Genomic DNA, 20,232 nt, shown 5'->3' on the forward strand with positions numbered 1-20,232 from the left:
GTCAGACGGGATTAGTCGGTCGGAAGGCCGGGATCGCGATCGGGCAGGGTGCTGCCGCCCTCGCCGAGCTCTATTTGCATCCACACCGTATCGAGCCAGCGGCCGAATTTGTATCCGGACGCGGTGATCGTGCCGGCATGGCGGAAGCCCACGGCCGCATGCAGGCCGACGGAGGCGACATGGCGGCTGCCATCGCCGATGACGGCGACCATCTGACGAAAGCCGCGCTGTTCCGATTCCTGAATGAGCGCCTCAAGCAGGCGCCGGCCGATCCCCTGGCGGTGCGCTTCGGGATGAATGTAGATCGCGTCCTCGACCATGTAGCGATAGGCGCGGCGGGCGCGAAAGGCGCCGGCATAGGCGTAGCCCAGGATCTCATCGCCTCGGGTTGCCACGAGATAGGGATGGCCACCCGAAAGGATCGTCTCGAAACGCGACAGCATCTCCGCTTCGTCGGGCGCATCGAGCTCGTAGCTCGCCGTGCCGTGAAGGACGGCATGGGCGTAGATCTTGGTGATGGCCGGGATATCGGCCGCTTCGGCGGGGCGAATGGTGAGAGAGGCTGGCGTGTCCATGGCTTTCGCCATAGCGCTTTGCGCGATCAGCGTCGATGGGAGAAAGCGCACACAAAAACGGCGCCCGAAGGCGCCGTTCGAAAGCTCTCAAAACCTCAGTCTGTTTCGTTGCCCGCTTAGTTGCGGTTGCCCATGAACTGCAGCAGGAACATGAAGAGGTTGATGAAGTCGAGGTAGAGCTGCAGGGCGCCCATGATGGAGGCGCGGCCCGCGGCCACCGTGTCGCCGGACACGTAATCATACGTGTACTTCAGCCGCTGCGTGTCATAGGCGGTAAGGCCTGCGAAGAGCAGGACACCGATCGCCGAGACGGCAAACTGCAGCGCCGAGGAGGCGAGGAAGATGTTCACGATCGAGGCGATGATGATGCCGATCAGGCCCATCACCAGGAACGAACCCCAGCCCGACAGATCCTTCTTGGTGGTGTAACCCCACAAAGAGAGGCCACCGAAGGCCGCTGCCGTGACGAAGAACGTCTGCACGATCGACTGGCCGGTGAAGACCAGGAAGATCGTCGAAAGGGACAGACCCATCACCGCCGCGAAGGCGAGGAACACAATCCGCGCCGTTGACGGCTGCATGCGGTTGATGCCGGCCGAAAAGCCGAACACGAAGAGAAGCGGGGCGAACATGATCACCCACTTCAGCGGGCTCGCATAAACGGCCTGGCCGAAGGGCGTCAGCATCGCGCCGCCCGCCGTCTGATCGACGGCGAAATAGAACGTCGCGAAGGCGGCAATGCCGGTGACGGCAAGGCCCATCGCCATGTTGTTGTAGATGCCGAGCATGAAGGCGCGCAGGCCCTCATCGATGCCAGCGCGGGCGCCGGCCCCGGATACTGTGCTCGAGCGATCGACAGTCTGGTACTGCCGGTCGAATTCAGCCATCGAATTCCTCCTGTTGGGGTGCTTCGCCTAAGCTACAAATGGGCGTCGCTCCGCATATGGCGATGGGACAAGTCCATCACAAGACCTGTCCGTCCGGGAAGAAATTAACATCACGCAAGGTTAAGCGAAACATTATCCCCGATCACAGATTGCGGAGGAAGGGCGCGGGACGCACCGAAAGGATGCGCCAGGTGCCGGCAAGGCCGAGCCCGATCGTCACGACGAGGGCGATAATGGCGGCCGCCGCCGCGACCCAGGGGAAGAGCGTGAAGCGGAAATCCATGAGGGCGGAGACGACGAGCCAGGCGGCGCCGGCGCCGGCTAAAAGCGCGAAAAAGCCGGTGGCGAGGCCGAGAAGCCCGTATTCGACGGCAAAGGCCGTCATCAGCTGACGCCTGGTCGCCCCGAGCGCCTTCAGGATGACGGCATCCTGGCGGCGCTGGCGATGGCCGGCGGCGAGCGCGCCGGCCAGAACGAGCATGGAGACGACGAGCGCCAAGGAGGCCGCGATCCTGACGGCGAGTGCCAATTGCCGCACCACGGAATTGACGGCCTCGATCGCGTCCTTCACCCGCACGGAGGTGACGCCCGGAAAGGCGTTGGTGACCTCGCGCAGGACGTCGGCGGAGACTTTCTCCGGGCTTCCTTCGGGCAAAGCGAGGGTGGCGAGATGGGTATGCGGCGCGCCCGCAAAGGTGTTGGGCGAAAACACCATGACGAAGTTGATGGCGAGCGATTCCCATTCCACGGAGCGGAAATTGGCGATCTTCGCGGTGATGGAGCGGCCGAGCACATTGACGGTGACGGTGTCGCCGAGCTTGAGGCCGAGGCCGCGGGCGAGATCGCCATCAAAGGAGACGAGGGGCTCGCCGGTGTAATTTTCAGGCCACCATTTGCCCTCTTCGATGCGGGAGTTTTCGGGAAGGTCGCTCGAATAGGTGATGCCGCGGTCGCCGCGCAGCACCCAGCCGGCGCCTTCTTCCGGCTCGATCTCGGAGGCCGGCGTGCCGTGCACCTCGGTGATGCGGCCGCGCAGCATCGGCACGGTCTGGATGGTGCCGTCGGGCGCCGCCTTGCGCAGGAGGGCGACGAAAGGTTCGCGCTCGGCATTCTGGATGTCGACGAAGAAGAAATCCGGCGCCTCTTCGGCGATACGCCCGGTCAGTTGCGCACGCATATTCGTGTCGATCAAAGCGAGCGTGACGAGGAGCGTGAGGCCGAGACCGAGCGAGAGAACGACGCTGCCGGTCAAGGCACCCGGGCGCTGGATGTTGCGGATGGCGAGCCGCAAAGTGGTGTTGCGGATGGTGCCGGCATGCGCCGCCGCCCAGACGATGGCGAAGGCGATGAGGCGCAGGACGAAGAAGACGACGATGACGCCCGCCACGAACCAGGCGGCGATGCGCCAGTCGGCGGAGAGGAGGATGGCGATCGCCGCGAGGCCGGCGAGGAGGCCGAGCTGCAGGAGGCGGATCGACAAAGCGGGTTTTGCGGCAAAATGGGCCGAACGGTCGGCAAAAAGGCTCGCAGCCTTGAGATCGCGGGCGCGGCCGAGCGGCCAGAGCGAGAAAGAAAGGGCGACGAGAAGCCCGTAGAGGGCGGCAAGCGCCAGTTCGCGCGGGTAGAGCGCCGGCACGGCCGAGAGCGGCAGGATGTTGGAGAGGGCGGCGAGCGCCACGAAGGGAAGGATGGCGCCGACTGCGAGGCCGATGGCGATGCCGAGGGCGGCGAGAATGAGGATCTGCGTCAGATAGGTGCGGAAGACGAAGCTGCGCGAGGCGCCGAGGCATTTCAACGTGGCGATCGACGGCCGCTTCAGATCGACGAAGCTTGCCACCGCATTGCCGACGCCGACGCCACCGACGACAAGGGCGGTGAGGCCGACGAGGGTCAGGAACTGGGCGAACCGGTCGATGTTGTCGGAAAGCCGCGGCGAGGCGTTGTCGCGTGAGCGCATGCGCCAGCCGGCTTCCGGGAAGCGCTCATCGGCGGTCTCGCGGATCCTGGTGAGGCGTTCATCCGATGCGCCGGGGAGGATGAGGCGGTATTCGTAGGTGATCAGGCTGCCGGGGCGCACGAGGCCTGTGGCCTCAAGGGTCTTTTCGGAGACGAGAAGGCGGGGGCCGAAGCCGATGCCGTCGGAGAGGCGATCTGGCTCCGTCTCGGCGATGCCGCGGATGGCGACTTTCGTGGCGCCGAGCGCCACCTCATCGCCGACGCTGAGATTGAGCCTCTCCATCAGCTCCGGCGCGGCGACGGCACCCGCGACGCCGTTCTGAGTGGAGAGCGCGTCTTGAACATCGCCGCCACCGGCAAGGGCGAAGGTGCCGAGCTGCGGATAGGCCGGCCCGACCGCTTTCAGTTCGACGAGCGTCTGGTCGGAGCCGTCGAGGCGGCGGGCCATCGCCCGCATATTGGAGACGAGGGCGATTGTGCCGCCGGATTGGTCGGCCGTCTCGGTGAGGAAGGCGTATTCCTCCGGGGTCGCCTGACGGTGGATGAGCGAGAAGGAGATGTCGCCGCCGAGGATGGTACGGCCCTCATGGGCGATCCCTTCCGTCAGAGCGCGCGAGACGGAGTTGACGCCGGCGATCGCGGCGACGCCGAGCGCGATGCAGGCGAGGAAGACGTAGAAGCCGGCGAGACCGCCTCTCAGCTCGCGCAGCGCAAAGCGCAGCGAGGTGGTTGCGGGGGCGCGGCGAGGGGCGGGGGAGGAAGAGGCTGTCATCGGCCGCTCAGGTCGGGCTTGCCACGGCGCGTTCGCGCGCCGGCGGTGTGTGCGTGCCGCTGACCGGCTCGATATGGCCGCTCGCGATCCTCACGGTCCGGTCGCAGCGCTCGGCGAGCGCCCGGTCATGGGTGACGAGGAGAAGGGTGGTGGCGTGCTCGCGCACCGTTTCGAAGAGGAGATCGGCGATTTCGCGGCCGGTGTCTTCGTCGAGATTGCCGGTCGGCTCGTCGGCGATCAGGATCGCAGGCTCGGTGACGAGGGCGCGGGCGATCGCCACGCGCTGCTGCTCGCCGCCCGACAGCGCCGCGGGATAATGCGACAGGCGCTCGCCGAGGCCGACGCGCGCCAGCATTTTTTCGGCGCGGGCGAAGGCGTCGGATTTTCCGGCGAGTTCTAGCGGCACGGCGACGTTTTCGAGTGCCGTCATCGTCTGCATCAGATGAAAAGCCTGAAAGACGAAGCCGATCTTGTCGCCGCGGAAGGCGGCTAGTGCGTCTTCGTCCATTTCCGAGTAATCGCGCCCGGCCACGGCGACACGGCCGCGATCGACGCGTTCAAGGCCTGCGACCACCATCAGAAGCGTCGACTTGCCGGAGCCCGACGGGCCGATGAGGCCGATCATCTCGCCGGGGGCCGCGACGAGGCTCGCCTGTCTCAGAACATGGACTTGGGAGCGGCCGGCGCCGAGCGTCAGCTCTGCACCGTCGATCAGAATGGCCGGTTCACGCACGCTTATGAAAACCTATATCCGCCTTCGAGCACGGCTGCGCATATGGGGCTTCGCATATGATATTCAAAGTTTGGTGGGGCGAAGACCGGCGGGGGAAGGTTGGCCCGGGTCACGTTCCTTTGAGGAAAGCTGGTGTGAACACAATCTGGCCGGCGCTGGCGATCGGGCTCGCTCTCGTCATCAGTGCTGGGATCATGGGCGGCGGACTTATGACCGGGCGGGCGCAGGCAGCCGAGCCCGTCGAGATCGTCGCCTTCGGCGACAGCCTGACGGCGGGCTATGGCCTTGCCTCCGGCGCGGGCTTTGCCGATCAGCTGCAGGCGCGCCTCGACGAAGAGGGGATCGCGGCCAAGGTGATCAATGCCGGCGTCTCGGGCGACACGGCGACCGGCGGGCAGCAGCGGCTCGAATGGTCGGTGCCGGAGACCGCGGATGCCGTCATCGTCGAGCTCGGCGCCAATGATGCGCTCCGCGGTGTCGACCCGAAGGTGACGCGCGCGGCGCTGACCAAGATCGTCACGCGCCTGAAAGAGCGCGGCCAGAAGGTGCTTCTCGCCGGCATGTACGCGCCGCCCAATCTCGGCGACGAATATGGCGAGGCTTTCAACGCGATCTATCCCGATCTCGCGAAGGAGACGGGCGTCCTCTTCTATCCGTTCTTTCTCGACGGCATCGCGCTCGACGACAGCCTCAAACAGCCGGACGGGCTGCATCCGACGAAAGAGGGTGTGACCGTGATCGTCGACAATATCTTGCCTAAGGTGAAGGAGCTGATCGCAGAGGTGCGCGAGGAGCGGGCGCCGGAGTGAGGGCGGGCGCCATCACGCACCTCTCTTTTCGCTGTCCTTCGTAAACCTCAGCCCTGCGCTTCGGCGCGCAGCGTGCCGGCGCCGAGGATGCGGCCGGGGCCTTTGTCGCTTTCGAGCTGCAGGATGATGGCGCAGCCTTTGCCGGGCCCTTCCATGACGGCTTCCGTCGGAAGAGCGAGCTTCATCGCCTTGCCGTCCCACATGCCGATCGGCTCGTTGTCGAGGACGACGTTGCGATAGGTGAGGGTGCGGCCGCGGTTTTCGCCGGAGCGGATCGGGACCTCGACCTTCTTCAGAAACGTGACGAGGCGCACGGTCACCATGCCGTCTTTCGGAAGCGTGCCGGCGCCGATCTCGACGTTGAGGCGCTTGTGGGTGCGGGAGAGAGAGACCGCAACCGGGAGATGGGCCGTGGCGAGCAGCGAGGAGATCTTGTGGCGGTTGCTGCCGACATAATGGCCGTGGCCGTTGACGACCATCTGGGGGGTGTAGACCTTGCCGTCGCCGCGCACCGCCGCATAGGCGCGCTGGCGTGCGGTGTTTTCGGGCTGGGCGAGCGTGTCCTTCCAGCCGAGATAGTCCCAGTAATCGACCGGCAGCGACAGGACGATGAGGTCGTCGTGGGTCGACAATTCGTTGAGAAAGGCGTCGGCCGGGGGACAGGCGGAACAGCCCTGGCTCGTGAAGAGCTCGATGACGGCCTTCGTCCCTGATCCGGGGGTGGCGGCCTGCGCGCTTTCGGCCTTGGCCGGCGCGGGTGCGATCGCGAGCGCGACGCCGAGCGCTAGGGCAAGCGCGGCGGGAAGGGCGGAAGGGAACAGGCGGAAATAGCGATGCATGACGCGGCGCACTATGCCTGCTCCTCCCCCAAAAGAGTGTCACAAGGGGGTGAGCGCACACCCTTGTGACATGTCTTGAGCCGGTCGGACCGGACGGTCCTTACGCGGCTTCTTTGTCGCTCACGAGGTTGCGCAGCACGTAGTGCAGAATTCCCCCGTGGCGGTAGTAATCGAGCTCATCTTCCGTGTCGATGCGCACCATGAGCGGCACCTCCTCGGTGCGGCCGTCGGCGAAGGTGATCTTGGCCGTCACCTCGCTGCGCGGACGGATATCCGTGAGGCCCGCGATCGACACTTCCTCGTCGCCCTTGATGCCGAGCGACTGCCAGGAGGTGTCGTCCTTGAAGACGAGCGGCAGGACGCCCATGCCGATCAGGTTCGAGCGGTGGATGCGCTCAAAGCTCTCCGCGATGACGGCGCGCACGCCGAGAAGACGGGTGCCCTTGGCCGCCCAGTCGCGCGACGACCCGGTGCCGTATTCCTTGCCGGCGAAGATGACGAGCGGCACGCCCTCTTCCTCGTAGCGCATCGCCGCCGTGTAGATCGGCAGCTCCTCGCCGGAGGGGTAATGGCGCGTCATGCCGCCTTCGATGCCGTCCAGCATCTGGTTCTTGATGCGGATGTTGGCGAAGGTGCCGCGCATCATCACTTCGTGGTTGCCGCGCCGCGAGCCATAGGAGTTGAACTCGATCGGCCGCACCTGATGTGACACCAGATAATCGCCGGCGGGGCTGTCGCGCTTGATGGCGCCCGCGGGCGAGATGTGGTCGGTGGTGATGGAATCGAGGAAGAGGCCCAGAATGCGCGCCTTTTCCACGTCCTCCACCGGCTTCGGCGTCTTGTCCATGCCGTCGAAGAAGGGCGGGTTCTGCACGTAGGTGGAAGCCGGCGGCCAGGCATAGGTCATGCCGCCTTCGACCTTGATCCCCTGCCAGCGCTTGTCGCCGCGGAAGACGTCGCCGTAGCGGGTGCGGAACATCTCCTCCGAAATCACCTGGCGGACGATCTCGGCGACTTCCTGCGAGCTCGGCCAGATGTCTTTCAGGTAAACGGCGTTGCCTTGCTTGTCTTCGCCGAGCGGCTCCTCGGTGATGTTGAGGCGCAAGGAGCCGGCCAGCGCATAGGCGACGACGAGCGGCGGCGAGGCGAGGTAATTCGCCCGCACATCCGGATTGACGCGGCCTTCGAAGTTGCGGTTGCCCGACAGGACGGAGCAGGCGACGAGGTCGTTTTCGGCAATGGTCGCGGAAATCGCCTCCGGCAGCGGCCCGGAATTGCCGATGCAGGTGGTGCAGCCGTAGCCGACGAGATCGAAGCCAAGGGCGTTGAGATCCTCCTGCAGCCCCGATTTCTCAAGATAATCGGTGACGACCTGCGAACCCGGCGCGAGCGAGGTTTTCACCCAGGGCTTCACGTCGAGGCCCTTCTCGCGCGCCTTACGAGCGAGAAGCCCGGCGGCGATCAGAACGCTCGGATTGGAGGTGTTGGTGCACGAGGTGATCGCGGCAATGACCACGTCGCCGTCACGCAGGTGATATTCCATGCCCTCGACGGGATAGGCGGGGACGTCCATGACGCCTTCGGCGCCCTCGTCCATGTAGCGGGCCTCAGCGCGGCTTTCCGGCGGCTCCTGCGAGCTCTTCTTGCCGCCGCGCAGATCATGGAGCGCGGCCTCGAAGGTGCTCGCCGCCTCCGTCAGCGGCACCCGGTCCTGCGGCCGCTTCGGGCCGGCGAGCGAGGGAACCACCGTGGAGAGGTCGAGCGTCAAGGTGTCGGTGAAATGGGGATCGGGCGTGTCGTCGAAACGGAACATGCCCTGCGCCTTGGCATAGGCCTCCACCAGCGCCACGCGATGCGGATCGCGCCCGGTCGCCTTCAGATATTTGAGCGTGTCCTTGTCGATCGGGAAGAAGCCGCAGGTGGCACCATATTCCGGCGCCATGTTGCCGATCGTGGCCTGGTCTTCGAGCGAGAGGTTGGACAGGCCCTCGCCGAAGAATTCCACGAACTTGCCGACGACACCCTTCTTTCTGAGCATCTGGGTGACGGTCAAAACGAGATCGGTCGCGGTCGTGCCCTCCGGCAGGCGGCCGGTGAGGCCGAAGCCGATGACTTCCGGGATGAGCATGGAGATCGGCTGGCCGAGCATGGCGGCCTCCGCCTCGATGCCGCCGACGCCCCAGCCGAGAACGGAGAGGCCGTTGACCATCGTCGTATGGGAATCGGTGCCGACGAGCGTGTCCGGGAAGGCGTAGGTTTCGCCGTCTTCCTCACGCGTCCACACCGTCTGGGCGAGATATTCGAGGTTCACCTGGTGGCAGATGCCGGTGCCGGGAGGAACGACGCGGAAATTCTCGAAGGCTTCCTGGCCCCAGCGCAGGAACTGATAGCGCTCGCCATTGCGCTCGTATTCCATCTCGACGTTTTTCTCGAAGGATTCCGGCGTGCCGAAATAATCGACCATCACCGAATGGTCGATGACGAGGTCGACGGGAACGAGCGGATTGATGACGTTGGGATCGCCGCCGAGATGCGTCGTGGCGTCGCGCATGGCAGCGAGATCGACGACGGCGGGCACGCCGGTGAAGTCCTGCATGAGAACGCGCGCCGGACGATAGGCGATCTCACGCGAGGAGCGTCGCTCCTTCAGCCATTCGGCGACGGCCTTGATGTCGTCGGCGGTGACGCTGCGCCCGTCTTCGAAGCGCAGGAGGTTTTCCAAGAGCACCTTGAGCGAGAAGGGCAGGCGGGAAACGCCGTCGAGCCCGTTCTTTTCCGCTTCAGTCAGAGAGAAATAGGTATAGGTCCGCCCGTCGACTTCGAGCTGTTTTCGGGCCTTGAAACTGTCGAGAGATTTGGTCACGCGAGGCTCCTTTGATCGCACAATGAGGCCGGCCGCTTCTGGGCCAATGCCTCTCCTCCGGTGCGGTTCCGGCTGATTTTTTGGAGGCCGGCGGAGAGGAGCGCCTGCCGCCGCCGGTTGCCGGGCATATAGAATATTCTTAAAGCGGAGACCAGCCGCGCAAGCGGCCGATGCCGCAGAGAACGACACTTGGCCCAAAATTCCTTTCCCAGCCCAATTTCCGTGAACGCCGAAGATCTCGCCTGCGAACGCGGGGGGCGGCCGATTTTCGAAGGCGTCAGCTTTTCGCTGTCAGGCGGCGAGGTGCTCGCCATCATCGGCCCCAACGGCACCGGCAAATCGAGCCTGTTGCGCATGATCGCGGGGCTTCTGTTCCCGGTCGCCGGCTCCGTGACGATCAAGGCCGGCACGCAGGAGGAGGGGTTTTTGCACTTCCTCGCCTATGGCGACGGGCTCAGAAGCGTCTTCACGGTGGAAGAAAATCTGAAGCTGTGGTCGCGCATCTATGGCGGCGAGACGGGCGGCGAGGCGATTTACGACGCGCTCGAAGAGGTGGGCCTCGCGCATGCCATGCATCTGCCGGCGCGGGCGCTCTCGACCGGGCAGCGGCGGCGCGCCGGCCTTGCGCGGCTCGTTTTGTCAAAGCGGCCCGTCTGGCTTCTCGACGAGCCGACATCCGGGCTCGACCGCGACGGCGAGGCGGTGCTCGGCGGGCTGATGCGGACGCATCTCGATGCCGGCGGCGCCATTATCGCGGCCACCCATCTCACCCTTCCCGTGCCGCCGACCCGCACGCTCGAGCTGCAATGAGAAAGCCTTCATGAGCGCCTTTTCCGCCATCATCGGACAGACGGTCAAAGCGAGCTTCCGCGCCGGCGGCGGGGCGTTGACCGGCCTCCTGTTCTTCCTGACGGTCGTGACCGTCTTCCCCTTCGGCGTCGGACCGGATCTCAACCTTCTCGCCCGCATCGGGCCGGCGGTTTTGTGGATCGGGGTACTTCTGTCGCTGCTTCTCGGGCTCGACCGGCTTTTCGGGCAGGACCGCGAGGACGGGGCGCTCGAACTCATCATGGTGTCGGGCGAACCCCTGGCGCTCTTCGTTTTCGCGCGGGCGGCAGGTTACTGGCTGGCGCATGGGCTGCCGATCGTCGTCGTCGCACCGATCCTCGGCCTCATCCTCAATCTCGACGCGCTGTCGCTTGCCGCCGTCACGGCGACGCTCCTCGTCGGTTCGCCGGCACTCGCCATGATCGGCGCGGTGGGCGGGGCGCTGACGGCGGGGCTCGCGCGCGGGGGCATGCTCGCCGCGATCCTGGTTCTGCCGCTGTCGATCCCGGTCCTGATTTTCGGGGTCGCAGCCGTCAACGGGGCCATCGCCGACCCGGACCCGTTCCTCGCGCCCTTCCTGATTTTGTGCGCGTTCACGATGTTTTCAGCGGTTCTGGCGCCGATTGCGGGCGCAGCGGCACTTCGTCTCGGCCTCGATTGATCTAGCTCATGGCCGGTTGAGCCCAGACGTGAAAGTCAAGTGGTGTTTGCTGTCACTCTAGAATGGTCCTAAAGTCTTCTCATGGGTACCATCTCCAGCCTCGCCAATCCGACGCGCTTCCTGTCGTGGTCGGCACGTATCCTGCCCTTCGTCTCCGTGCTTGCGGCGGTGACGCTCGGCATCGGCCTCTACCTGTCGCTGGTGGCTTCGCCGCCGGATTATCAGCAGGGCGACAGCGTGCGCATCATGTATGTGCATGTGCCGGCCTCCTGGCTTGCGATGTTCTGTTACCTGGTGATGGCGGGCGCGGCTCTCGGCACGCTCGTCTGGCGCCATCCGCTGGCCGACGTCTCGGCGCGGGCGGCAGCTCCGATCGGCGCGGCGTTCACCTTCCTCGCGCTCTTCACCGGCTCCGTCTGGGGCAAGCCGATGTGGGGCACCTGGTGGGTTTGGGACGCGCGGCTCACCTCGGTTCTCGTGCTCTTCATCATGTATCTCGGGCTTTTGGCCCTGTGGCGCGCCTTCGATGATCCGACGCGGGCGGCGAAGGTCGCGGCCGTTCTCATCCTCGTCGGCTTCGTCAACATCCCGATCATCAAGTTCTCGGTCGATTGGTGGAACACGCTGCATCAGTCGGCGAGCGTCATCCGCCTCGACGGGCCGTCGATCGCTCCCTCGATGCTGTGGCCGCTCGTGGTGATGGCCGTTGCCTACACACTTATTTTTGTGGCTCTGCATCTTGCGGCGATGCGTGCGGAGATCTATCGGCGCAGGGCGCGCACGACGGAGATCCTGATCGCGGCCCGCCGCCCGAGCACGGCCGTCAGACCCGCCGCCGCGCATTGAGGTCGCCATGACGCATCTGCCCTTCATCCTCGCAGCCTATGGTGCGAGCGCGCTCGTTCTCATCGGCCTCATCGTGTGGGTCGTGGCCGATACGCGCATTCAGAAGCGTCGGCTCAACGAATTGGAAAAGGCCGGCCCCAGGCGCCGCCGCTCGACGACACAAGGCCTATGAAACCTCCCATCAAGACGACGAGCAAACGGCGCAATTCGCCCGCGATGAAGCGCGTCTGGCTCGTTTTGCTGCTCGTTCTGTTCATGGCTCTCGTGGCCATCTTCTGGAAACAGCTCGGCGAGGACGCCTCGCAGGTTCCCTCCGCTCTCATCGGCAAGGAAGTGCCCGATTTCGATCTCCCGCCGCTTTATGAAGGCGGCAAGGGCCTCAAGACCGCCGATCTCGAAGAGGGTGTGCATCTCGTCAATATCTGGGCGTCCTGGTGCGGCCCGTGCCGGGGCGAGCATCCGGTGCTGATGCAATTGTCGGAAGACGACCGCTTCGACGTCACCAGCATCAATTACAAGGACGAGGGCGAAAACGCCCGCCGCTTCCTCGGGACGCTCGGCGATCCCTTCGATCGCATCGCGACGGATTCGACCGGCCGCACGGCGATCGACTGGGGCGTCTACGGTGTGCCGGAGACGTTCATCGTGCGCGACGGCGTCATCGTCTACAAGAATGTCGGCCCGCTCAACACCAAGGCCTTCCAGACGGATTTCATGCCGGCGCTGGAGAAGGCGATCTCTGAGGAAGCGGCCGAGAAGAGCGGCGGCCAGCAGCCGACGAGCTGAGAAAGAGCTGAGCCGGGATTGAGACAGGGCTGAGCGGGGGCTGGGCCGGGGCCGAGCCCCGGCGCTCTTTCCTTCTATGCCGGCCGATCCTGCCTCTATGCCGGCACGGCGTCTTCCTGGATCTCATCGGTGGCGCGCCTGACTTCCTGCGTCAGGGCTTCCGGCAGGCCGAGCCTTGCCGCCAGCATGTCGAGATAGGCTTTTTCCGCCGGATGGTCGGGATCGATCGCGAGCAGCGAGGCGGCGTAGACTTCCGTCGCCACTTCCTGGTTCGGCGTCCGCTCGACGAGATCGTCGATGGAGAGCGGCCGGCGCATCTCGTCGAAGAGAAAGCCCTTGTCCTCGCTGTCGAGATCGAGCGCCTCGATGCGCCCGAAAATCGCCTCCTGCTCCTCCTGGTCGATGTAGCCGTCGGCCTTTGCCGCGGCGATCATGGCGGAGAGGATGAGGCGGGCGCGGTCCTCCGCCTCGCTTCCTTCCGGCTGAAAGGCAGTGCCTTCGGGGGAGGGGAGTTCCTGCGCCGGCTGATGGGCGATCTGCGGCTGCTGCTGAGGCTGCTGTTGCGGGGGCAGGCTGCCGTCATTCTTCGCCTGATGGTTCTGCCAGGCCTTGTAGGCGAGGCCCGCGACGAGGGCCATGCCGCCATATTTCACGGCCTTGCCGCCGAGTTTCCGGCCGCGCTTGGAGCCGAGAAGATAGGTGGCGAGACCGCCGGCGAGCGCGCCCTTCATGGCCGAATTGCCCTGGCCGCCGAGAAACCCGCCGATCTGATCCTGGATGGAGCCGCCGGAGGCCTGCCGCTGGCTCGCCGGCGCGCCGGCGCCCTGTTGTGCGCCCCGGCCCGTGCCGAGAAACTGGTCGAGAAGCTTCTGCGCGTCGATCATCAACGGTCCCTTTCGTTCTGGTGTCGGCGAAGGCCGACCGGGACCGATATCGTCATCGCCTGTCTACGTCGCAACGGCGATGACGTATGCGTGATCTCGTGCGGGATCACGGGGCGTTAGCGGACCGCGCGCGGCCGCTCTACTTGTCGCCGCCGAGCGGTTCCAGCGAATGCCGGGTGATGAGCGGCATCTGCGTCAGAGTGAAGACGATGGTGAGCGGCATGATGCCGAAGACCTTGAAGCTCACCCAGAAGTCGGTGGAGAAATTGCGCCACACCACTTCGTTCAGGATCGCGAGCGCGAAGAAGAACAGGCCCCAGCGGAAGGTCAATTTGCGCCAGCCCTCGGCATCGAGCCGGAAGACGCTGTCGAAGACATAGCCGAGGAAGGAGCGGTTGAAGGCGAGGCCGCCCAGAAGGATGGTGCCGAAGAGCGCGTTGACGATCGTCGGCTTCATTTTGATGAAGACGTCGTCATGCAGGATGAGCGTCAAGGTGCCGAAGACGAGGACGACGATGCCGGTGACGAGCGGCATGATGGCGAGCTTCTTCGTCAGCCAATAGGAGACGCCGAGCGAGATCGCGATCGCCACCATGAAGGAGGCGGTGGCGACGAAAATGTCGAAGCGCGCATTGGCGAAAAAGAAGACGACCAGCGGGCCGAGCTCCAACAGGAGCTTGACAAGCGGCGGCAGGTGATCGCGGCCGGGATCGCCCGGCTCGCGCTCGAAGATCGACATGGCGGTCCTTCGTCAGCGTTGCGCTTCTATGTGCGGAGGGCGCCGCTTTGTGTCAATCGCGCCGTCCTCGCGGCGTTTACATGCCGGCAATGGCCCGGGCGAAATCTTCCGCCTTGAAGGGCTGCAGATCGTCGATGCCTTCGCCGACGCCGATGAAATGCACCGGCAAAGCGTGTTTTGCGGCGATCGCGACCAGAATGCCGCCGCGGGCGGTGCCGTCGAGCTTGGTCATGACGAGGCCGGTGACGCCGGCGCGCTGACCGAAAATCTCCACCTGCGAGAGGGCGTTCTGCCCGGTCGTCGCATCCAGCGTCAGAAGCGTCGTGTGCGGTGCGCTCGGATCGTGCTTCTTGATGACGCGAACGACCTTTTCGAGCTCGTCCATCAATTCGGCGCGGTTTTGTAGACGCCCGGCCGTGTCGATGATGAGGACGTCGCTTCCCTCTTTCTTCGCCGCCTGCATGGCGTCGAAGACGAGGCCCGCCGCATCGGCGCCCTGTTCGCGGGAAATGACGGTGCTCTTGGTGCGCTCGCCCCAGATCTTCAGCTGTTCGATGGCCGCGGCACGGAAGGTGTCGCCGGCGGCGAGCATGACGCTGCGCCCCTCGGCATGAAGCTTGGCGGCGAGCTTGCCGATCGTCGTCGTCTTGCCGGAGCCGTTGACGCCGACGACGAGGATGACGAAGGGCTTTTTAGCAGCATCGATCGCAAGCGGCTCGGTGACCGGGCCCAGGACTTTCGCCACTTCCTCGGCGAGGATGTTGCGGATCTCGTCTTCGCCGACCGTCTTGTCGTAGCGCTCGCGGGCGAGTCGCTCGGTGATCGCGGTCGCCGTCGTCACGCCGAGATCGGCCTGGATCAGGATGTCTTCGAGATCCTCCAGGGTCTCGTCGTCGAGCCGGCGCTTGGTGAAGGTGCCGGTGAGCCGCGAGGTGATGGTGCTCGAGGATTTCGACAGGCCGGCGCGCAGGCGCTGCAGCCAGTTCTGACGCGGCAGCTCGGTAGCGACGGGGAGGGTTTCGGCCGGTACGGTTCCAGTGGCTTCTGCCTCACCCGCGTCTTCGCCGGCCTCGGTCACGGGAGCTGCGGCGAGCCCGGCTTCCTCGTCGGCAGATGTTTCGGCGGCGGCCGGACGATGCTTTTCGGCGGTGTCCTCGCCCTCCGGCGCAAGGCCGATATCGGTTTCCGTCGTCTGCGGGCCGCGATCCTTCGTCTCGAGCTGGTGAGCCGCGGGATGGGTGTCGTGCTCAGGCTCTGCGGTTGGCGTCTCAGCCGAAGCAGAAGCAGGGGCCGAAGCGGCGGGCTGGAGGCCGCGCTCCTCGTCCTGCGCAGATGTGTCCTCTGCAGGTTCTTCTGCGGTGGTCGCCTCCTGAAACGCAGCTTCGTCGGCGGGGACTGCCTTTTCTGCCGGCTCTTCCGGCGCTTCGGGCTTGCGCGCGGCGAGGTCGTCTCCGTCGCTCTCGGTGACCGGTACCTCCGGCTCTTTGACCGGATGCTCGGCGAAAGACGTCGCCTCCGCGTCGGCATCGGCCGGTGCGGCTGCAGGGCGGTGGAGGTCGGCATCCGGCGCCTCCGCCTCTTCGACGACGGCGATATCGGTCTCGGTCGTCTGCGGCCCGCGGTCTTCCGTCTCGAGCTGGTGGCTGGCGAGCCGCTCTTCGTCCTCGGAGTGGTCCTCTTCCGGCAGGTCCTTTTCCTGGAGGTCTTCTTTCGCGAGCACCTCTTGCGAAAGTGCCTCTTCGGATCTCGCTTCGCTTTCTTCCGCGGTCTCCGCGTCCGTCAGCTCTGTCTCGTCGCGCTCGGCTTCCTTCTCGGCGACATCGTTTCCTTCGCCGAAAAGGATGCGCTTGAAGAAGCCCCGCTTCTCTTTTGCCATTATGCGGCCTCCGCCAGCTGCTGGCCCTGCAACATCCCGGCCTCGATGCCGGCGATGCGCACGTTCAAAATGTCTCCGGCCGTGCCTCCGGAACCGAGACGCACCGGTGCGAACTGCTCCGTGCGGGCGGACCCTTCCTTCTCCACGAGCACTCGGCGCTCATGGCCGAGCTCGCTTTCGAGGAACCGCCGCTCGGCGATTTCGCCCGCTTCCCTGAGCCGCCGTGCGCGGTCCTTGATCTCCTGGCGCTCGAGCATCGGCATACGCGCCGCCGGCGTGCCCTTGCGCGGCGAAAAGGGGAAGACGTGCAGGAAGGTGAGGCCGCAATCCTCGATGAGGCGGAGAGAATTCTGGAACATCTCCTCCGTCTCCGTCGGGAAGCCGGCGATGAGATCGGCGCCGAAGACGATGTCCGGCCGCAGCCGGCGCGCTTCCTCGCAGAAGCGGATCGCATCGTCGCGCAGATGCCGGCGCTTCATACGCTTCAAGATCATGTCGTCGCCGGCCTGCAGCGAGAGATGCAGATGCGGCATCAGCCGCTCTTCCTCGGCGATCGCGCGCATGAGGTCGGGGTCGGCCTCGATGGAATCGATGGAGGAGAGGCGCAGGCGGGCCAACTCCGGCACATGGCGCAGGATGGTGCGCACGAGACGGCCAAGGCGCGGCGCGCCCGGCAGATCGGCACCCCAGGAGGTGAGATCGACGCCGGTCAGAACGATTTCGGGATAGCCCGCGGCGACGAGGCGGCGCACTTCCTCCACGACCGGGCCCATGGCGACGGAGCGGGAATTGCCGCGCCCATAGGGGATGATGCAGAAGGTGCAGCGATGGTCGCAGCCGTTCTGGACCTGCACGAAGGCGCGGGTGCGGCCTTCGAAGGCATCGACGAATTGCGGCGCCGTCTCGCGGATCGCCATGATATCGGAGACGACGATCTTTTCCGGCGGCGGCAGATCCATGGGCGAGCGCGCGACGCGGGCCCAGGCGGAGCGCTCGGTCTTTTCGGCGTTGCCGAGGACGAGATCGACCTCCGCCATCTCGGCGAACATTTCCGGATCGGTCTGTGCGGCGCAGCCGGTGACGACGATGCGGCGGCCGGGATTTTCGCGCCTGGCCTTGCGGATCGCCTGGCGCGCCTGACGTACGGCCTCAGCTGTGACGGCGCAGGTGTTGACGATGATGGCGTCGGAGAGCTCTTCGCCCGCCTCGCGGCGCATGACTTCCGATTCATAGGTGTTGAGCCGGCAGCCGAAGGTGAGGATGTCGAGGCTCATTCGGCCGCCTCCTCGGCGCGCTGCCAGGCGCCCGTCTCAGGATCGAAGGTGCCGGCAAATTCCGTTTCGGCCGGGCCGGTCATCCAGATATGGTCGCGTTCGTCCCAGCGGATGGTGAGTTCGCCGCCCGGCATGGCGATCACCGCTTCGCGCGCCGAACGGCCGGTGCGGGCGGCGGTGACGAGCGTGGCGCAGGCGCCGGTGCCGCAGGCGCGCGTGAGGCCGGCGCCGCGCTCCCAGGTGCGGATGCGGATGCGGTTCGGCGTCTCCACATGGGCGACGGTGATGTTGGCCCGCTCCGGGAAGATCGGATGGTTTTCCAGAAGCGGACCGAAACGCTCGATGTGATGCGCGTCGACGTCGTCGACGAAGAAGACGGCGTGCGGATTGCCGACATTGACGACGGCGGGCGAGTGCAGAACCGGCGCGTCGACCGGGCCGATCTGCAGTTCGATCGCACGCGTGTCGTGGAATTCCTCGGCGAGCGGGATCGATTGCCAGTCGAATTTCGGCACGCCCATATCGACGGAAATCGCCTCTCCGGCCGTTTCCGCGAGGAGGAGGCCGGCGCGGGTTTCGATCGAGGCGTGGGACTTGCCCGTCTCAGCCATGACGAGGGAGGCGATGCAGCGCGTGGCGTTGCCGCAGGCCGCAACCTCGCCGCCATCGGCATTGTCGATGCGCATGAAGATGTCGGCACCTGAAGGCGAACGCTCCAGAGTGATGAACTGGTCGAAGCCGACGCCCGTTTTTCGGTCGGCGAGTTTCCTGATGATTTCAGGCGCCGGACGCACGCCTCCCGCACGCGTGTCGACGACCACGAAGTCGTTGGCGAGACCGTTCATTTTCAAAAAGGCCGTGTTCATGGGCGCCTATATGGGCGAAACCAGGACAGAACGCCAGACGAGGCGAAAACTGGCAAAGCGCCATTTTGTCTTGGGTCTGTTTGGGATGCCGGCCCGGGCGCCGATTTGTGGCGCTCGCATGGCGCCCGCACCCCGTCCCCTTGCCTGTCCAGCGGGCCATAGGGCGGAACCAACGCCCCGGCCGCCGATTATTCGGCCAAGGGATTCATGAACAACGACAGACCACACAACCAGCATGCCCGCGATCCGCGCGGCCGCGATGCCCGCCAGCCGACGCAGATACCGTTTCTGGGCTGGAAAGACATTTTCTGGCGTGTGAGCCAGGAAATCGGCGAAGACCGCGTCTCGCTGGTGGCGGGCGGCGTCACCTTCTATCTGCTCCTCGCCGCCTTCCCGGCGCTCGGCGCGCTCGTCTCCATCTACGGGCTCTACAACGACCCCGCCAATCTCGCCTCACAGCTGCAGTCGCTGCAGGCGGTGATGCCGCAGGCGGGCATGGATATCCTGCAGCAGGAGCTGTCGCGGCTCGTGACGGCAAAATCCTCCTCGCTCAGCTTCGCGTTTCTGACCACGCTCGCTTTGTCGCTGTGGAGTGCCAATAAGGGCGTGAAGTCGCTGTTTCAGGCGCTCAACGTCGCCTATGAGGAGAAGGAGAAAAGGAATTTCTTCGTCCTCAACATGGTGTCGCTCGCCTTCACGCTCGGCTTTTTGATCCTCATCATCCTGTTCTTGAGTGCCACGATCGTGGTGCCGGCCGTGCTCGCCTATCTCGGTTTGCATCAGGGTTGGCTGATCGCCTCGATCCGGTGGCCGATCCTGCTGCTCGTTGCCGCCTTTTCGATCGGCATTCTCTATCGCTACGGGCCGAGCCGACGGCCGTCGCGCTGGCGCTGGGTGACCTGGGGCGGAACGATCACCGCCATGGTGTGGATCGCAGCCTCGATCCTGTTCTCCTGGTACATTGCGAATTTCGCCGATTACAACGCCACCTACGGATCGCTCGGGGCGGTGATCGGCATCATGATGTGGATCTGGGTGTCGGTCTTCGTGCTTCTCGCAGGCGCCGAGCTCAACGCCGAGATGGAGCATCAGACCGCCCGCGACACGACCTTGTCGCCGGAAAAACCGATCGGGCTTCGCGGTGCGCATATGGCCGATACGGTCGGCAAGGGGCTCGACGGGTCGGGCGGCGGGGCCGGCATCGACCTCTTCGGCACGCGTCAGCCGCTCGGGCGCGACCGACCGTTCAGCTTCGGCGAGCTGATCACGCTCGGAATCCCGTTCGTTTTGATCGCCATCCTTCTCACCCCGCCAAAACGGCGGGCGGCGAAGAGCGGACGGCATTCGTCGAAGCGGGACGCGCGCGAGGCAAGCGGGACGGAGAAGCGGAGCCGGAGCGAGAAAAAGGCCGGCAAGAGCGCCAAAGATGCCAAAAGCGGGCGGCGGTCGGCTTCAGGGAGCCTTCTCGCCTCGGTTCTGCGTCTGGCTGCGGCGCAGGCCGCCAAGCGCTGAGCAGGCGCGAATTTCTCGAAGAAAGGAAGGGAGCGGCGGCTGAGCCGCTCGGGGTTCCCGCCGGGGGAAGGCGAAAACCCGTTGCAGAGCGTGGCGCCAGGCGATGGCTGATGCCGGTCGCCGGCGACACGCGTCGTCAGGTCTTGGCTTACTTCGCCGCGGAGACGACGACCTCGATCAGCGTGCCCTTGCCGAGTTCGGCGACGCCGATCGTGGCGCGGGTCGGCAGATGCTCGGCCGGCAGCCAGGCGAGCCAGGCCTCGTTCATGCCGTCCTTCTGGGAAAAGTCGGAGATGTAGATCATCGCCGTCAGGAGCTTCTCCTTGGAGGAGCCGACCTTGGCCAGAAGATCGTCGATCTTCTTGCAGATCTCTTCCGTCTGACCCTTCATGTCCTTGCTCATATCGTCGGCGACGAGGCCGCCGAAATAGAGAACGCCGTTATGCTCCACGACGCGGTGGTTGATCTTCGTCTGGATGTGACGCTGGATCATTGTGTGTCCTTGCTTGATTTTGGAGGGGGGGAG

General features: G+C 65.3%; 19 protein-coding genes. 7 read left to right on the forward strand and 12 right to left on the reverse strand.

Annotation, left to right across the window (positions count from 1 at the left end; translation table 11 throughout):
• Positions 1–11: 11 nt before the first annotated feature.
• From BLP76_RS12270 to BLP76_RS12285, 4 genes are all read right to left on the reverse strand, one after another.
• Entirely contained in the window at positions 12–575 is a 564-nt protein-coding gene (locus BLP76_RS12270; protein WP_092813773.1) for a GNAT family N-acetyltransferase, read from the reverse strand.
• A 116-nt stretch (positions 576–691) separates the two neighbouring features.
• Positions 692–1,462, reverse strand: coding sequence for a Bax inhibitor-1/YccA family protein (locus BLP76_RS12275; RefSeq protein WP_092813414.1), 771 nt, complete (start codon positions 1,460–1,462; stop codon positions 692–694).
• Positions 1,463–1,604: 142 nt separating this feature from the next.
• Entirely contained in the window at positions 1,605–4,190 is a 2,586-nt protein-coding gene (locus BLP76_RS12280; RefSeq protein ID WP_092813417.1) for an ABC transporter permease, read from the reverse strand.
• A 7-nt stretch (positions 4,191–4,197) separates the two neighbouring features.
• Positions 4,198–4,923, reverse strand: a complete 726-nt coding sequence (locus BLP76_RS12285) for an ABC transporter ATP-binding protein (protein WP_244514568.1) — start codon at positions 4,921–4,923, stop codon at positions 4,198–4,200.
• 194 nt (positions 4,924–5,117) lie between these two features.
• Between BLP76_RS12285 and BLP76_RS12290 the strand changes: the two genes are divergently transcribed.
• Complete coding sequence (locus BLP76_RS12290; protein ID WP_092813779.1) at positions 5,118–5,732, forward strand: arylesterase; 615 nt, start codon at positions 5,118–5,120, stop codon at positions 5,730–5,732.
• A gap of 47 nt (positions 5,733–5,779) precedes the next feature.
• Here BLP76_RS12290 and BLP76_RS12295 read toward each other — a convergent pair whose 3' ends face one another.
• Entirely contained in the window at positions 5,780–6,583 is an 804-nt protein-coding gene (locus BLP76_RS12295; RefSeq protein ID WP_200170550.1) for a DUF1223 domain-containing protein, read from the reverse strand.
• A gap of 88 nt (positions 6,584–6,671) precedes the next feature.
• Positions 6,672–9,434: an aconitate hydratase AcnA gene (gene acnA / locus BLP76_RS12300; protein WP_092813423.1), complete on the reverse strand. Its 2,763-nt coding sequence runs from the start codon at positions 9,432–9,434 to the stop codon at positions 6,672–6,674.
• Between the two features lie 216 nt (positions 9,435–9,650).
• On the opposite strand from acnA, the gene ccmA reads away from it, so the two are divergent.
• The 5 genes from ccmA to BLP76_RS12325 all read left to right on the forward strand — a co-directional run bounded on the left by ccmA (position 9,651) and on the right by BLP76_RS12325 (position 12,555).
• Positions 9,651–10,244, forward strand: a complete 594-nt coding sequence (ccmA, locus tag BLP76_RS12305; RefSeq protein ID WP_092813785.1) for a heme ABC exporter ATP-binding protein CcmA — start codon at positions 9,651–9,653, stop codon at positions 10,242–10,244.
• Between the two features lie 10 nt (positions 10,245–10,254).
• Entirely contained in the window at positions 10,255–10,923 is a 669-nt protein-coding gene (ccmB, locus tag BLP76_RS12310; RefSeq protein WP_092813426.1) for a heme exporter protein CcmB, read from the forward strand.
• Between the two features lie 81 nt (positions 10,924–11,004).
• Positions 11,005–11,769: a heme ABC transporter permease gene (locus tag BLP76_RS12315; protein WP_092813429.1), complete on the forward strand. Its 765-nt coding sequence runs from the start codon at positions 11,005–11,007 to the stop codon at positions 11,767–11,769.
• A 7-nt stretch (positions 11,770–11,776) separates the two neighbouring features.
• Positions 11,777–11,941, forward strand: coding sequence for a heme exporter protein CcmD (gene ccmD / locus BLP76_RS12320; protein ID WP_092813432.1), 165 nt, complete (start codon positions 11,777–11,779; stop codon positions 11,939–11,941).
• Positions 11,938–12,555, forward strand: a complete 618-nt coding sequence (locus BLP76_RS12325; protein WP_092813435.1) for a DsbE family thiol:disulfide interchange protein — start codon at positions 11,938–11,940, stop codon at positions 12,553–12,555. Before ccmD ends, BLP76_RS12325 begins: the two co-directional genes overlap by 4 nt.
• Before the next feature lie 95 nt (positions 12,556–12,650).
• On the opposite strand, the gene BLP76_RS12330 is transcribed toward BLP76_RS12325, so the two are convergent.
• The 5 genes from BLP76_RS12330 to dapF all read right to left on the reverse strand — a co-directional run bounded on the left by BLP76_RS12330 (position 12,651) and on the right by dapF (position 18,194).
• Positions 12,651–13,439 carry a tellurite resistance TerB family protein gene (locus BLP76_RS12330; RefSeq protein WP_092813438.1) on the reverse strand — a complete coding sequence of 263 codons (789 nt, stop codon included), beginning with the start codon at positions 13,437–13,439 and terminating at the stop codon, positions 12,651–12,653.
• Positions 13,440–13,578: 139 nt separating this feature from the next.
• Positions 13,579–14,178, reverse strand: coding sequence for a septation protein A (locus BLP76_RS12335; protein WP_092813441.1), 600 nt, complete (start codon positions 14,176–14,178; stop codon positions 13,579–13,581).
• Between the two features lie 76 nt (positions 14,179–14,254).
• Entirely contained in the window at positions 14,255–16,054 is a 1,800-nt protein-coding gene (gene ftsY, locus BLP76_RS12340) for a signal recognition particle-docking protein FtsY (protein WP_092813444.1), read from the reverse strand.
• Positions 16,054–17,328 carry a tRNA (N(6)-L-threonylcarbamoyladenosine(37)-C(2))-methylthiotransferase MtaB gene (gene mtaB, locus BLP76_RS12345; protein ID WP_092813447.1) on the reverse strand — a complete coding sequence of 425 codons (1,275 nt, stop codon included), beginning with the start codon at positions 17,326–17,328 and terminating at the stop codon, positions 16,054–16,056. Before mtaB ends, ftsY begins: the two co-directional genes overlap by 1 nt.
• The gene (gene dapF / locus BLP76_RS12350; RefSeq protein ID WP_092813450.1) at positions 17,325–18,194 is read right to left on the reverse strand and encodes a diaminopimelate epimerase; all 870 of its coding nucleotides are present in this window, start codon (positions 18,192–18,194) and stop codon (positions 17,325–17,327) included. Before dapF ends, mtaB begins: the two co-directional genes overlap by 4 nt.
• A 207-nt stretch (positions 18,195–18,401) precedes the next feature.
• Between dapF and BLP76_RS12355 the strand changes: the two genes are divergently transcribed.
• On the forward strand, positions 18,402–19,706 hold the full coding sequence (locus BLP76_RS12355; protein WP_092813453.1) for a YihY/virulence factor BrkB family protein: 1,305 nt from the start codon (positions 18,402–18,404) through the stop codon (positions 19,704–19,706).
• 148 nt (positions 19,707–19,854) lie between these two features.
• Here BLP76_RS12355 and BLP76_RS12360 read toward each other — a convergent pair whose 3' ends face one another.
• Positions 19,855–20,199, reverse strand: coding sequence for a RidA family protein (locus tag BLP76_RS12360; RefSeq protein ID WP_092813456.1), 345 nt, complete (start codon positions 20,197–20,199; stop codon positions 19,855–19,857).
• Positions 20,200–20,232: the final 33 nt, after the last annotated feature.

The sequence above is a fragment of the Afifella marina DSM 2698 genome, from assembly GCF_900102695.1.
Lineage (GTDB): Bacteria > Pseudomonadota > Alphaproteobacteria > Rhizobiales > Afifellaceae > Afifella > Afifella marina.

What these genes read in the sequence shown, in the direction of transcription:
- BLP76_RS12325 (WP_092813435.1), top strand. Translation starts at nt 11,938, where the DNA reads ATGAAACCTCCCATCAAGACGACGAGCAAACGGCGCAATTCGCCCGCG.
- BLP76_RS12290 (WP_092813779.1), top strand. Translation starts at nt 5,118, where the DNA reads ATGGGCGGCGGACTTATGACCGGGCGGGCGCAGGCAGCCGAGCCCGTC.
- BLP76_RS12270 (WP_092813773.1), bottom strand. Translation starts at nt 575, where the DNA reads ATGGACACGCCAGCCTCTCTCACCATTCGCCCCGCCGAAGCGGCCGAT.
- BLP76_RS12355 (WP_092813453.1), top strand. Translation starts at nt 18,402, where the DNA reads ATGAACAACGACAGACCACACAACCAGCATGCCCGCGATCCGCGCGGC.
- BLP76_RS12315 (WP_092813429.1), top strand. Translation starts at nt 11,005, where the DNA reads ATGGGTACCATCTCCAGCCTCGCCAATCCGACGCGCTTCCTGTCGTGG.
- ccmB (WP_092813426.1), top strand. Translation starts at nt 10,255, where the DNA reads ATGAGCGCCTTTTCCGCCATCATCGGACAGACGGTCAAAGCGAGCTTC.
- ccmD (WP_092813432.1), top strand. Translation starts at nt 11,777, where the DNA reads ATGACGCATCTGCCCTTCATCCTCGCAGCCTATGGTGCGAGCGCGCTC.
- BLP76_RS12330 (WP_092813438.1), bottom strand. Translation starts at nt 13,439, where the DNA reads ATGATCGACGCGCAGAAGCTTCTCGACCAGTTTCTCGGCACGGGCCGG.
- BLP76_RS12280 (WP_092813417.1), bottom strand. Translation starts at nt 4,190, where the DNA reads ATGACAGCCTCTTCCTCCCCCGCCCCTCGCCGCGCCCCCGCAACCACC.
- BLP76_RS12335 (WP_092813441.1), bottom strand. Translation starts at nt 14,178, where the DNA reads ATGTCGATCTTCGAGCGCGAGCCGGGCGATCCCGGCCGCGATCACCTG.
- ftsY (WP_092813444.1), bottom strand. Translation starts at nt 16,054, where the DNA reads ATGGCAAAAGAGAAGCGGGGCTTCTTCAAGCGCATCCTTTTCGGCGAA.
- dapF (WP_092813450.1), bottom strand. Translation starts at nt 18,194, where the DNA reads ATGAACACGGCCTTTTTGAAAATGAACGGTCTCGCCAACGACTTCGTG.
- mtaB (WP_092813447.1), bottom strand. Translation starts at nt 17,328, where the DNA reads ATGAGCCTCGACATCCTCACCTTCGGCTGCCGGCTCAACACCTATGAA.
- BLP76_RS12275 (WP_092813414.1), bottom strand. Translation starts at nt 1,462, where the DNA reads ATGGCTGAATTCGACCGGCAGTACCAGACTGTCGATCGCTCGAGCACA.
- BLP76_RS12360 (WP_092813456.1), bottom strand. Translation starts at nt 20,199, where the DNA reads ATGATCCAGCGTCACATCCAGACGAAGATCAACCACCGCGTCGTGGAG.